Origin of the sequence: Neorhizobium sp. JUb45 (genome assembly GCF_004343585.1) — a bacterium.
Classification (GTDB): domain Bacteria; phylum Pseudomonadota; class Alphaproteobacteria; order Rhizobiales; family Rhizobiaceae; genus Neorhizobium.
Genome location: NZ_SLYW01000005.1, coordinates 63,004 through 75,997, shown reverse-complemented (window position 1 = coordinate 75,997; position 12,994 = coordinate 63,004). Strand labels below are relative to the sequence as shown.

Below are 12,994 nucleotides of genomic sequence, written 5' to 3'. Positions count from 1 at the left end.
GCGGATGGGTATTTTTGACAGGTTCCGCCGCAGTCCAGAGGCTGCGACTATTGCGGTGGCGTCACCACGCGCGGATAGCAATGGGGGCGTCCAGTTCTCAGAGCTTTATGACTCGAGACTGATCGATTTCTTGCGTGACGGGCTGATGTCGGCGTCAGGCTTCACCGTCAATCCGGAGACGGCGCTCCGCAATCCGGCGATGTTTCGGGCGACGAGCCTGATCTCGAATTCGATTGGCATGCTCCCGCTGCATCTGATCAAGAGCAGCGACAAAACGAAAGCAACTGACCATCCGCTGTTCAAGTTGCTGCATCGCCGGCCGAACAGCTGGCAGAGCGCGTTCGATTTTCGCGCTTGCATGCAGCTTCGCGCGTTGGTCCACAAAGATGCCTACGCTCTGATTGTTCGCTCTCGTAACCTTAGGACCGGCAAAAACGACACCGTGCGGCTCGTGCCGCTTGATCCGCGACGGATGACGACGAAACTGACTGACGACTGGCGGATGCAATATGTCTACCAGCCGTCGAAAGGGGCGCAGATCACCTATGCGCCCTCGGATATCTTCCATCTTCGCGGTGTTTCTCTGGATGGGATTCACGGCTTTTCGCTTGTTGAGCAAGCGAAGCAAGCGATCGGCTTGGCGCTGACTGCGGAACTGGCTTCGGGCCGGATGTTCCAGAATGGAAATTTCGTCGGTGGAGCGCTTTCTCACAAGGGGAAACTCTCTGACGAGGCGTATGACCGGCTTAAGGCCAGCCTCGCAGAAAAAGAGGGTGCGGAAAACGCAGGCAAAAGCCTGATCCTCGAAGAGGGGATGGACTGGAAGACCTTTTCTCAGACCGCCCGCGACTCCCAGATGGCGGAGCTTCGCAAGCTGCAGGTTGAGGAGATTGCACGCATCTCTGGCGTACCTCGTCCACTCTTGATGGTGGATGAAACCAGCTGGGGTTCAGGCATCGAGGCGTTGGGACAATTCTTCGTCGCCTATGCCCTGAACCCGTGGTTCGAAGCGTGGCAGCAGGCAATCGAGCGTTGCCTCCTCGACGACGAAGAGGCGGAAACATACGAGGCCAAGTTCAACCCGGCGGCACTCCTGCGCGGATCCCTCAAAGATCAGGCTGACTTCCTGTCCAAGGCTCTCGGATCTGGCGGGCATGCTCCATGGATGCATGTCGACGAAGTCCGTAATGCAATGGATCTGCCGCAGCGTGAAGCACCTCCGCACACGATGATGGCCGGCCGCGCACCGGTATCCAGCGAACCTGCCGACCCTCCGAGCGAGCCGGCGCCAAAGCCAGCGAAAAAGCAAGGTGATGACGATGACGAATAAGCCTTCCGCTCCAAGCAAGCCGAAGCCATCGGCGGCAATTATCGGAAGTTCGGTCGTGAAGCCGCCACGCGGCGCCGTTTCACGGCCATTTGCGAAGGCGCGTCCTGGTGCGTTGCCTGTTCCGGCGAACCGTGACGTGTCAGCATTGACAAAACCGGCGGTTTTTGACCGCTGGGCTGATGATGTCGCGGGCATTCGCGCCTTGGAGGCTGGCGACAACGTCATCACCATGTTCGAGGTGATCGGCGAGGATTATTGGTCTGGCGGCGGCATTACTGCAAAAAAGGTTGCCGCGCAGCTCCGCGCGATCGGCCCCAAACCAATTGAAGTCCAGATCAACAGTCCGGGCGGTGACATGTTCGAGGGTATTGCGATCTACAATATCCTCCGCGAGCATCCGCAGCCTATCACGGTAAAAGTCATGGGCATGGCCGCGTCTGCCGCCTCGATCATCGCCATGGCTGGCGACAACATCGAGATCGGTGCTGCGTCATTCCTGATGATCCACAATTGCTGGGTCATGGCCGTGGGTAACCGCCATGACATGCGCGAGACGGCCGAATGGCTGGAGCCGTTTGATCAGGCGATGGTCGATCTCTACGCCTCGCGCTCCGGTCGCGACGGTAAGGAGATCGCCAAATGGATGGATGCCGAGACGTTTATGTCCGGCTCTCAGGCGATTGAGCGCGGATTCGCCGATGCGATGCTGTCGTCGGACGCTATGACCGTCGACGAAGATGCAAAGGCGCGCGATCAGAGCGTCAACGAAATTCGGGCGACCGAGCTTTCGCTCGTCCAGGCCGGTTTGTCGCGCTCGGATGCGCGAGCCCGCCTCAACAAGATCAAGGGCACGCCAGGCGCTGCCTCTGAAGCCACGCCGGGCGCTGGCGACGACTGGTCCGGATTGTCTGGACTTATTTCCACGCTTCGATCCTAGGAGATCCCCATGAAGCATATTGCTCTGGCTGCAATCGCAGCCTCGACGGCGCTCGTCTCTGTACCGCGTGCCGTTCACGCCATGCCGAAGGCCAAGGCCACAGATCCTGCCGGAATGCTCGTTGAGCTGCAGGCTGCGTTCGAGGACTTCAAAAAGACAAACGACGAAAAGCTGAAGTCGAAGACAGACGACGTCGTCGTCAATGAAAAGGTCGATCGCATCAATACGGCGGTCGGCGACCTGCAGACCAATTTCCAGAAGGCGCTGGACGAGATCAACGCCAAGGTTGCCGCTGCGAAGATCGGTGCCGGCGTCATCGGCGATATTCCGGGCGATCCCGAATATGCGACGGCGTTCAAGGCGCACATGCGCAAGGGCGATGTCCAGGCGGCAATGACCAAGGGCACGGCAGAAGACGGCGGTTATCTGGCGCCAGTGGAATGGGACCGCACGATCACCGGGAAGCTGAAGCGCGTTTCTCCGATCCGTGCAAACGCCCGCGTGATCTCGATCACCACGGCGGGCTTCAAGAAGCTGTTCACGGATCGCGCTGTCGGCTCTGGCTGGGTCGGTGAAACCGCAGCGCGTCCTGCCACCTCGACGCCGCAGATCGGATCGCTCGACTTCCCGCTTGGCGAAATTTACGCAAACCCGGCGATCTCGCAGCAGATGCTCGATGATGCGGCCATCGATCTGGAAGAATGGCTGGCAACCGAAGTCGATACCGAGTTCGCGCGTCAGGAGGGCATCGCCTTCCTTTCCGGCGACGGCGTCAACAAGCCTCACGGTATTCTTGGCTACGTTACCGGCGGTGCGCATGCCACCCGCCATCCCTGGGGGCCGATCGAGGTTGTAAACAGCGGCAATGCTGCCCTGTTCACGGCAGATGGCTTCATCGACCTGTTTTACTCGCTGCCGGCAGAGTACCGCCAGAACGCGAAGCTTTACACCGGTCGTCTTGCGCAGGCCTCAATGCGCAAGCTGAAGGACGGTCAGGGCAATTACCTCTGGCAGCCTTCGTTCTCGGCTGGTCAGCCGGCAACTCTCGGCGGCGAGTCGATCGTCGAAATTCCGGACATGCCGTCGGTGGCTGCCAACAATATCGCTGCCCTCTACGGCGATATGGAAGCGACGTATCAGGTCATCGATCGCGTCGGCATCCGCGTGCTGCGTGACCCCTTCACCAACAAGCCGTTCGTGCATTTCTACACGACAAAGCGCGTTGGTGGCGGCGTCTACAATCCGGAGCCGATGCGCGCTCTGAAGGTCGCGGCAGCTCCGGCTCCGTAAGCGACGCTTGGCATAGAGGCAGGCGGTCAGCCGCCTGCGTCAACCTTCCAACTGGAGAACGCACCTATGGTGGCGAAACAGGGAAAGACGGTCGTAACGACCGACCCGAATGCAGATCCGGCGAATATCCCGCCGGCTGAAACCTTCGACCCGTCTGGCGCTCCTGTCCAGACGAGCGGCGAGATTGATACTGGCCATCCTGCCGTGGATGACAATCCCCGCGAGAAAACCAGCGTCGATCAGAACCGGATCGACTTCAACGACCCGACCATCAGTGGTCAGGAAGCTGTCGAGCGCAATCTCGGCAACAAAAAGGACTGACCAAATGGCAAACGTCGTCATCACACAACTCGGCCCGCTCTACACGTTGGAAGAGGTGAAGGCTCACCTGCGCGTCGACGGCAGCGATGACGACGTCACCATTCAGGCTTACATGGATGCTGCCGAGAAGACGGCGCTCCAGTATTGCAATATTGCCTTGGTGCCGACCGAGGCCGCGAGTGCATTCAAGGTTGCGGCAATGATGATTGTCAGTGACCTGTTCGAGAACCGCAGTGGCGGTGAGGGTGTGCCAAAGGCAGCGCAAATGTTGATCAATCCGTATCGTTGGCTGCGGGTGTGACCAATGCAGGCGGGTGATCTTGATCAGCGTGTCGCTTTCGACGCCTCTGTTTCTGTGCCAGATGGTCACGGCGGGACAGAGACAGGCTGGGCGCAAGATGACGTTGCGACCAAGGTCGCGGCTAACTTCCGCTACCTGCGTGGCGGCGAGGCCGTTCTCGCAGCGCGTCTTGATGGCCGGCAGCCGGTCGTTGTCACTGTTCGTCGAAGCAGCAAGACGAGGCTGATCGATACCAATTGGCGGATGCGGGATGTCCGTACCGGGATCGTTTACAATATTAGATCCGGTCCTGTTCCGACCGATGATCGCGGATATCTTGAATTCACGGTTGAAAGCGGCGTGGCGGTATGAGTGCTTCCGTGAATTTTCAGGATGTCCTGCTGGCACTTCTGATGGACAGTGACGCGGTTCACGCCGTCGCTGAGAACCGCGTTTTCGACGGTGTGCCGGCGAACGCTGCTTTTCCCTACATCAGCTTTGGACCTTCTGATTTCCGGTTGGCGGATGCGGACTGCATCTCTGCTCGCGAGGAAACAGTTCAGATTGATTGCTGGGCGCGGGATCGCGGGCGGATATGGCCCTGTAAGAAATTGGTCGACGCTGTTGTGACTGCCGTTCGCGACCTTGTCGATGATGAGGAGTTTGCCGCCGAGCGCGGCGTTTTCGGCGTTCGTGTCGAGATGGCGCGGGTGTTTATGGAGGCTGATAACCTGACCGCTCATGGCGTCGTGCAGGTGACAGCTTCGATCGAGGAATGATCCGTGACAATTATCGGCCTGCAGCGGCTTGAGCAGAAGCTTAAGCGGACCATTCCGGATGCTGTGATCAAGCGCGTTCGCGAGGCGATGGCGCATAGTGCCGACCAGGCGGTCGCGTCGATGAAACGTTTGGCGCCAGTCGAGACTGGCGATTTACAGATGAGCATTTCTTGGACGTGGGGTGATGCTCCGAAAGGTGCAATCGCCATTGCTTCCAAGGCTTCGAAAGCGTCCGGACTGCGGATCACGATCTATGCCGGTGGGCGTGATGCCTATTATGCCCGGTTCATCGAATTTGGAACCTCGTCGCACATCAACAAGGGCAAGTTCGCCGGCTCGAAAAATCCCGGCACGACGGCTCAACCCTTCTTTTACCCAGGTTGGCGGCTGGTGCGCAAAAGCGCGAAGTCGCGTGTGACGCGGGGTATCAAGCAGGCTCTCAAGGAAGGTTCAAGCTGATGGCCTGGATGATCGTCAATACGGAGGGAAATTTCCGGCGTCCGCGCTCGATCTATTCCTTCAATTTCAAACCTAGCCCTGAGCCGCAGGAAAGGCCACGCGACGTTGTCGACTACGCGGTCTCGAAGGGTTTTGCGGTCGAGGTCGATGCTCCGAACCGGACTGTGGCCAAGGCACGTAAAAGCCGCGCCAAGCAGTCCTGATCATTTTCACTGAAATCGGGCGCGGTGCCCTTTCCGGCTGGCTTTCCCGGCCTGTTTCCACATGGAGAAAACACAATGGTAAAGCCGAATTTTCAGCGGTTTCACGAATTCGTCGTTGAAGTCGAGACCGAAGTGCCCGGCACATGGGCGAAGATCTGCGGCATCACTGGCCGTCAGGTAAACCGTGCTCTGACGCTAGAAGAAATTCCGGTTCCGAAGGACTGCGAAGATGAAGCTGCCGGCACTGAAAACTTGGTCGAGCCGGGTGCTCTTGTCGTCACAGTCGGCGGCACGGCCAAATGGGCGCGTCAGTCTCATGGCATGATGATGGACTGGATCTACTTCAAGCAGCGTAAGTCGGTGCGCGTTGCTCATGTTGCTGCCAGCGTGGGTGATACCGAATACGAAACGGGCTTTGCCTATATGACCACGCTCAACGACAGCGGCGAAATGGAAGGCGAGGGCAAAATCGTCACGCGCGAAATCGAATTGCGCTTTGACGGCGAGCCGACCCGTACCGCCAAGGCTGCCTGATGGGCAAGGGTGTCGAACTGACATGGCGCGGTGGTGAGCACGAATTCAAACTCACCATCGACCTGCTTCGAGCACTGCAGGACAAGTGCGATGCGGGACCACAGCATATTTTCGAGCGGCTCGCGAACGGTCTCTGGATGATCAACGATGTCACCGAGACCATTCGCCTTGGCCTGGAGGGCGGCGGGGTTGAAAAGGAAGCTGCGCGTCGGCTGGTCAAGCTGCATGTCGAGGATCGTCCTCTGACCGAAGCCATCATGACTGCGCGCCTGGTGCTGATGGCAGCCCTATTTGGCGCGGAAGAGGATGCGCCGGGGGAGGTGCAGGCGGGGGAGGTGACGACGCCAACCCACTCCCGCGAGGAAAGTGGCGGTTCTCCGGTTTCTACAAGTGGAGCGGAATAATCCACCTCAATGTCGGGCGGATGACCCTGTGGGAGTTCGCCTGCGCGGTGGATGGCTTCAACGCTGCGAATGGCGGGAAAGAAACCGCTCCGCCTATGAGCGATGAGCGTATGGCCGATCTCGGCATTGAAGGATTCTGATCTTGGCAACCGATGTAGAGCGGCTGATTGTTGCACTGGAGGCCCGAACAAAGGCATTCGAGAACGCGATGGCGAAACAGGCTGGCGTCGCCTCCAAGCGGGCAAAGGAAATCGAAGGCCGTTTCGAGAAGATGAATTCTAAGCTGGAAAAGAGCTTCACTGCCATGGGTAGAGAAGTGTCCGGCGGTTTCTTCACTCTTGCCAAGGGCTTTGCCGCAGCTCTGGCAGGCAGCGCGGTGACCCGCAGTCTTTTGCAGCTTTCGGAATCCGCCACTCGTATAGACAATTCGCTCAAGGTGGCGGGTCTGAGCGGCCAGGAATTGGAAAAGGTGTATCAAGGCCTATCCAAGGCTGCGATGGCGAATGGCGCCCCCATTGAGACGCTGGCTGGGCTCTACGGCAAGGCCGCTCAATCGCAAAAGGAACTTGGCGTCAGCACTGATGAGCTGCTCGGCTTCACTAACAATGTCGCTGTGGCGCTACGGGTGGCCGGAACCGACGCACAGACAGCAAGCGGCGCTCTTCTCCAGCTGGGGCAAGCCCTTGGCAGCGGAAAGGTACAGGCAGAAGAATTCAACTCCATTCTTGAGGGCGCTCAGCCGATCGCGCAGGCCGTCGCGGCCGGTTTGAAGGAAGCCAACGGATCAATCTCTCAGCTCAAGAGCTTGGTGGTTGACGGAAAGATTTCATCGGAAGCGTTCTTCCGTGCTTTCGAGGCCGGTTCCGTCATCTTGGAAGATAAGGCAGCCCGCGCCACCTTCACTGTTGCGCAGGCCGGCACCAACCTGTGGAATGCTCTCACGGAGGTTGTCCGCGAGTTCAATAATTCGACCGGCGCGAGCGAGACATTTGCTCGGGGAATTGATGGTGCAGCGCAGTCAATTGCCGATTTCGATGTCGCGGGATTGATCCAGAAGATCCGCGACGCTCGTAGCGAACTTGAGGGCTTCTTCAATAGCATTCCGCAGTGGGATGGGTTGAATGAGCTTTTGGGCGTCACGAACGATCAGGGTCAATTTATCAACCCTGACGTCTCCGAAGCAGAGACGAAAATTGCCGGGTTGGAGCGTGACCTAAAGCTTCTGCAGGAGCGTATTGCGATCAATACGGATCTGGGCTTCGACAATACCGAGGCTCTCGCACGTATTGGTGAAGTGCAGCAGCAGCTTTCCGCGCTACGGGCGCAGGCGGCGAATTTTCCTGCCACGATCGACGGATACACGATCGGCGAAAACGGCTTCGAAGCTGTACCTGACAGCTCGGCAGCTGGCACCAATGGTCAGATGGGCGGATCATCTATTCGAGGCGGGCGCCGCCGTCGAGTGGTTAAGCCTGTTTCGATCTCTGACTTCAAGCCTCCGACAGGCGGAAAATCTGGAGGTGGGGGCCGGAAAGGTGGTGGAAGTCGTCAGAACGAATATCAGCGCGAGATCGAGCAGATAAAGCAGCGCACTGCCGCCATGACGGCGGAAACGGCTGCGCTTTCGAAGCTTGATCCCCTGATCGACGATTTCGGATACTCGCTTGAACTGGCGCGCACGAAGCAGGAGTTATTGAACGCTGCCCAGCAAGCCGGCATCAAAATTACGCCAGAAGTGCAGGCGAGCATTGATGTGATGGCGCAGGGATACGCCACCGCAAGTGCCGCGGCTGAACGGCTGTCGGAAACGCAGGACAAGGCACGTGAGCGCGCCGACTTCTTCGCCGATACAGCTTACGATGCCTTCTCTGAGCTTATTCCGAAGATCGAGACAGGGAATGCTGCGCTCGACAAATTTCTAAACACGCTGATCGAGGCGGTTGCGCAGGCGGCCCTGCTTGGCAAAGGGCCATTGGCAGGCATCGGCGGGGGTGGTGGAATTTTCGGTGGCTTGTTCAAAATCTTTGGGTTTGCAAATGGCGGCATCGCCGCACGTGGTAGGCCGATGAAGAAGTTCGCAGGCGGCGGTATTTCCCGCACGGCTGCGGTATTCGGTGAGGCTGGTCCGGAGGCCGCTGTGCCGCTGCCTGATGGTCGCCGCATTCCAGTCGATCTGCGGCTGCCGCTGGTTGGTGGTCGTGGCGGTGGTGCCGTCTTGAATTACAGCCCGGTCATCAATGCCCAAGGCGCGGATCAAGCCGCAATCGCTCGGCTTGAGCGGCAGCAGAAGGATATCGCCAAGAACATGGAAACCATGGTCGATAGTCGCCTCAAAACGCGCGATCTCCGTAAAACAAGGGCGCAGTAATGGGGCGGCTTCTTTCTTGGCCGAACGGCCTGCGCTGGACGCGCTGGAAACCGCTCAACGGGCCACAGTCGATCGGCGCAGGCGCGAACACGTCGATCGGCGACGTCTCGCAGACCGTGGCCTCGCCGTTCGGCGCTCGCTATCTCCAATTCTCTTTCCCGCCGATCCGAGGGCAGCTTGCCCGAAGAGCGCGGGGCATGATCACAGGATTGCATATGGGCGCGAATGCCGTTCGTGTTTCGGTGTGTGATTTCGACGGGCTGTCATTGTCTCAAGGTGGCGTAAACGCCAGCCAAGAGCAACGGCAGGCTGGCATGCGCTGGTCAAATGGCATGCCGTGGTCGAATGGTCGGAACTGGAAACTGCAAAAGCCGAATGTTGCATTGGCGGCAGCGGCTCATGCTGACGCGACTGTAGTCCGTCTACCGGATGTCTTCTGGGGGCATTCGCTCGGAATGGGCGATTGGATCGGTTTTTTCCCATTCCATTTCGGCATGTACGAGATCACCGAGGTTTTTGAGCCTGGTCATTACCGTATCTGGCCGCCTCTGCGGAAGGCGCTGACGACGGATGATTTCGCTACGCTTTATCCGGTCATGGCCATGCGGGTGCTGTCCACCAACTTGCCGGATGCGGATCGTGGCCCGGTGTTTCTTGAGGGGCTGACAATCTCTCTGTTCGAGGTTTTCGATTACGATGTTCGGGATTATTTTGCGGGATGACCGATCGTCGCGAGCGTATTCTTGCCCTTTCCCGCCGGGAGCTTGCGCAGCTGCACGCGGGCGAACTGAGCAAGGCTCTTTTCCCTGATCCTGAGACACCAGATGACGCGGTTTCGGATGAGGCGAAAGCTAGCATTCAGATGAGCGTCTCTGAACTGACGGTGCTGCACCGCGCGGAGCTATCTGTGTGGCTGGCGGAGAATGAATGAGCAATGTCGATATTCTCTGAAGCGGAAATCGCGTTCTTGCGCCGCCCGCACATCGCGCGCGCCTGGTTCGTCGAGCTGTATTTGCCAGACGGCCTGTGGCGTCTGCACAATGGGGTCGGACGCAAAACTGTCGGTGGTCAGCAGTGGCGCGGCGTTTCTGATCCAGGCGGCCGACAGCTCGTATCGATCTCCGCCGTCGAAGACCCTCGTTTCGGGCAAGCAGCCAAGGTCGACATCGTTCTGTCGGGCGTCAACGCTCCTTTTCTTCGCTCTGTGAAGGATAAGGCGCGACAGACGGAAGGCGTCAAAGCAGACCTTTACTGGTGCGCCTTCGATCAGGAAACGCAGGAGGTTTGGTCGGGTGGGCTGAAAAAGCTTTTCCCCGGCTATCTCTCGGCGCCGAAGCGGCAAAGCCAAGGCATTGGCGTCCGGACGGTTTCCTTTACTGTCGAAACGCTGTGGCAAAGCCAGAACTACCCATTCGGCGGCAAGTGGTCGCCTGCGGATCAGGAGCGCCGCTTCCCCGGCGACAAAGGCCTGAACTTCGTCGGTGTCAAAGTCACAGAAACGATCAAGGCATGACCGATCTTCCAGCGCTCTTGCAAGGCCACATTGAGGCGGCGATCGACAGGCCTGCCAAATGGGGCGTTGATGATTGCTCGCCCTGGTGCGGCAGTTGGGTCGAAAAAGCCATAGGCCAGCGCGTCATCGAGCCTGACTGGCATAGCTGGGAGGAGGCGCAAGCCAAGATCCGGTCGGCGGGTTCTCTTTGCGCGCTGTGGGATGAAGCGCTTTTCTGCTCGCCCCTTTCTCCGGTTTGGGGCGGTGCCCCCATCTTCGGCGATGTCGGTATCGTCGAAACCCGCGTGGCCGGTCAGGTCAGTGGCATATTTCTCGACCACGGCCGTTTTGTCTGGCGAGTTAAAAACGGGGTGTCTTTCCTGATGCCGCGCACAATCGTGAAAGCCTGGACCTTCCAGTCATGAACCTTCGCAAATTGCTGCTTCTGACGAGTGCGACCTATTGGGTTGGCGCCATGCCGGCGCATGCCGGTATCGAGACCCTCATCATCGGTATTCATGGATTTTTGCTGTCCAGCACGGCCATCTCCGCCACGATCGCCGGCACTCTGGCGACGGTTATTGGGTACGGCATTGCCGGCGCGGCGGTTCTCGGCCTCAACATGCTGGCGGGTCCGCGTGGCGGCGCCGTCAAGCCGTCAGACGCAAAGAGCACATTCGAGACGGGCGAAAGCTCTGTCATCGAGGGTATTGGTCGCGTTCGCGTCGGTGGCCTGAAGGCATTCGGAAACACCGATGGCAGCACGCGGGCGCGCTTGATCTGCCGCCTGCAGGGTCCGATTGACGCGATCGAAAGCTATTACCTCGGTCAGCGTGAGGTGACGGTGGAAGCCAACGGTGATGTCAGTTCGCCGCCATGGGCGCGCCCCAGTGGTTCGTGGGTAAACTGGCAGGACAAGCTGGGGACAGGCGCGGAAACCGCGTGGGCCGGCATCATGGCGCTGTTTCCATCGCTTTGGACAGCAGCTCACCGCGTGCGTGGCATCGCGCAGTCACAGCTGCTCTTTTACAATCCGGGCCTCTCCGAGAAAAAGTATCTGTCGCTCTACCAGAGCGGCGTCCCTGACAGCGAATGGGTGGCGCGGGCTTCGCTGATTTACGATCCACGCAATGGCCTGACGCGGTGGAGCGATAACGGCCCGCTGATCTGCGCGCATGTGCTGCGGCGTGATCCGGCTTTCACCTTCGACCGGTTCAACTGGATGAAGATCGCTGAGGCTGCGAACAAGGCCGATGTTCTCGTGCCGACGCGGACCGGAGATGAGAAGCGTTGTCGGCTCTGGGGTATGTGGGCTTGGGAGAGCGAGCGTGGCCAGACCATGCAGCAATTCCTCGACTCCGCCGGCCTTGAAATTCGCCTTGATGAAAACGGGCTGATCTATTTCGAGTTCATCGACGATGTGGCGGTTCCTGAGGTCGCTTTCACGCCAGATGATATCCTCGATTACAGTTGGGGTGCTGGGCCGGAGGCTGTCGAGCGCCCGAACATCTGCAGGCTGAAGTTCTATAGCCCCGAGCGCAATTACGAGATGGCAGACGTCAATCTTGACGGCATTGCCTGGGCTCATGTGCAAGACGAAGTTGGTCGGTATGGGCCGAAATATCTCGACCTGGAATTACCATTTTGCCCATCCGTTGCGCAGGCGCAGCGGATCGCACGGCGCAAGTTCGCCCTGGCTCGCGCCGATGGCGGGGTGATGATCACCAACATGGTCGGTCTCGCGGCGTGGGGCAGGCTTTATGCACAGGTGACTGAACCGGATCTCGGCGATATCGAGGTTGTGCGCCTGTCGCCACCGCGCATTGACGACAGCGGCGGGTCGGTAGAAATACCGTTCCAGATCTGGCCGTCGATGACCGCATGGAACCCGGCGACGGATGAGGCCTTGCCGCCGGACGTCGTGCCTGAACTGGGCTATGAGACCGACATGATCACGCCGGCGGCGCCGACAAAAGCCGTTCAGATTATCTACCCGAGCGGTTCGCGAGAAATGCGGATCGCCTTTGCTTTGCCAAACCAGTCATATGACGTGGCAGAGGCGAGTTACCGAGTCTATACGGGTGATCAGCCGAGCGCGTGGCGAAGCATGGAAGAGTATCCAGGCAAGGGAGATGGTGGGCTCGGCGGAATCGGCGGGAATAACGGATATTCCGTCAACGGCGCCTATGTGCTCGGCGATTTTACGGCGCAAACGATCGATGCCCGTGTTCGTGTTTTTTCTGGTGATGACGGGACATATTTCTCGCCAAGCCTTCAGGCGGTGGTCACTGTCGACAACACTGTACCGGCTTCGCCGATCATCACGACTTCATCTGGCGCTGAGGGGCAGTCGCGCACGGCAACCACTCATGACGTTCAGGTGTCGGCAATCACGCTTCAAAAATACGGTGGGCTCGTGAACCCTGTATGGGTCACCTTGAGTCGTCAATCCGTTCGGCCCTACCAGATCGTTCCGATTACACCGACGGGCGAGGGTAGCTACCGGGTTTTCTGTGAAACCAGCGGCGGCACAACGAGCGCGTTTTCCGCCTTTGTCATTGAACCGTCGAGCGGCGGCGGAAACTAACCCCAAACAG

At 58.9% G+C, this 12,994-nt stretch carries 17 protein-coding genes; all 17 read left to right on the top strand.

All coding sequences use genetic code 11. From position 1 onward, the window contains the following. Positions 1–4 precede the first annotated feature (4 nt). A complete protein-coding gene (locus EDF70_RS19600; RefSeq protein WP_132277025.1) occupies positions 5–1,330 on the top strand; it encodes a phage portal protein in 1,326 nt (441 codons plus the stop codon). Positions 1,331–1,466: 136 nt separating this feature from the next. Further along, entirely contained in the window at positions 1,467–2,267 is an 801-nt protein-coding gene (locus EDF70_RS19595; protein ID WP_245519249.1) for a head maturation protease, ClpP-related, read from the top strand. Positions 2,268–2,276: 9 nt separating this feature from the next. Further along, a complete protein-coding gene (locus tag EDF70_RS19590; RefSeq protein WP_132277021.1) occupies positions 2,277–3,557 on the top strand; it encodes a phage major capsid protein in 1,281 nt (426 codons plus the stop codon). Between the two features lie 66 nt (positions 3,558–3,623). Then, a complete protein-coding gene (locus EDF70_RS19585) occupies positions 3,624–3,878 on the top strand; it encodes a hypothetical protein (RefSeq protein WP_132277019.1) in 255 nt (84 codons plus the stop codon). Positions 3,879–3,882: 4 nt separating this feature from the next. After that, positions 3,883–4,179 carry a head-tail connector protein gene (locus EDF70_RS19580; protein WP_132277017.1) on the top strand — a complete coding sequence of 99 codons (297 nt, stop codon included), beginning with the start codon at positions 3,883–3,885 and terminating at the stop codon, positions 4,177–4,179. Positions 4,180–4,182: 3 nt separating this feature from the next. Continuing rightward, positions 4,183–4,530, top strand: a complete 348-nt coding sequence (locus tag EDF70_RS19575) for a head-tail adaptor protein (RefSeq protein WP_132277015.1) — start codon at positions 4,183–4,185, stop codon at positions 4,528–4,530. A gap of 8 nt (positions 4,531–4,538) precedes the next feature. After that, entirely contained in the window at positions 4,539–4,937 is a 399-nt protein-coding gene (locus tag EDF70_RS19570; RefSeq protein ID WP_165932073.1) for a DUF3168 domain-containing protein, read from the top strand. Between the two features lie 3 nt (positions 4,938–4,940). Then, positions 4,941–5,396 (top strand): HK97-gp10 family putative phage morphogenesis protein, encoded by a 456-nt coding sequence (locus EDF70_RS19565; RefSeq protein WP_132277011.1) that lies wholly within the window; start codon positions 4,941–4,943, stop codon positions 5,394–5,396. Continuing rightward, positions 5,396–5,599, top strand: coding sequence for a hypothetical protein (locus tag EDF70_RS19560; protein ID WP_132277009.1), 204 nt, complete (start codon positions 5,396–5,398; stop codon positions 5,597–5,599). The genes EDF70_RS19565 and EDF70_RS19560 overlap by 1 nt, the downstream gene beginning before the upstream one ends. 75 nt (positions 5,600–5,674) lie before the next feature. Continuing rightward, positions 5,675–6,133 (top strand): phage tail tube protein, encoded by a 459-nt coding sequence (locus tag EDF70_RS19555; RefSeq protein WP_132277007.1) that lies wholly within the window; start codon positions 5,675–5,677, stop codon positions 6,131–6,133. Next, entirely contained in the window at positions 6,133–6,537 is a 405-nt protein-coding gene (locus EDF70_RS19550; RefSeq protein ID WP_132277005.1) for a gene transfer agent family protein, read from the top strand. The genes EDF70_RS19555 and EDF70_RS19550 overlap by 1 nt, the downstream gene beginning before the upstream one ends. Positions 6,538–6,679: 142 nt before the next feature. Continuing rightward, positions 6,680–8,905, top strand: a complete 2,226-nt coding sequence (locus EDF70_RS19545) for a tape measure protein (RefSeq protein WP_165932072.1) — start codon at positions 6,680–6,682, stop codon at positions 8,903–8,905. Beyond that, positions 8,905–9,627: a hypothetical protein gene (locus EDF70_RS19540; RefSeq protein ID WP_132277001.1), complete on the top strand. Its 723-nt coding sequence runs from the start codon at positions 8,905–8,907 to the stop codon at positions 9,625–9,627. Before EDF70_RS19545 ends, EDF70_RS19540 begins: the two co-directional genes overlap by 1 nt. Continuing rightward, entirely contained in the window at positions 9,624–9,836 is a 213-nt protein-coding gene (locus EDF70_RS19535; RefSeq protein WP_132276999.1) for a hypothetical protein, read from the top strand. Before EDF70_RS19540 ends, EDF70_RS19535 begins: the two co-directional genes overlap by 4 nt. A 3-nt stretch (positions 9,837–9,839) precedes the next feature. Further along, a complete protein-coding gene (locus EDF70_RS19530) occupies positions 9,840–10,418 on the top strand; it encodes a transcriptional regulator (protein ID WP_132276997.1) in 579 nt (192 codons plus the stop codon). Then, positions 10,415–10,822: a hypothetical protein gene (locus tag EDF70_RS19525; protein ID WP_132276995.1), complete on the top strand. Its 408-nt coding sequence runs from the start codon at positions 10,415–10,417 to the stop codon at positions 10,820–10,822. The genes EDF70_RS19530 and EDF70_RS19525 overlap by 4 nt, the downstream gene beginning before the upstream one ends. Next, a complete protein-coding gene (locus tag EDF70_RS19520; RefSeq protein ID WP_132276993.1) occupies positions 10,819–12,984 on the top strand; it encodes a hypothetical protein in 2,166 nt (721 codons plus the stop codon). Before EDF70_RS19525 ends, EDF70_RS19520 begins: the two co-directional genes overlap by 4 nt. Positions 12,985–12,994: the final 10 nt, after the last annotated feature.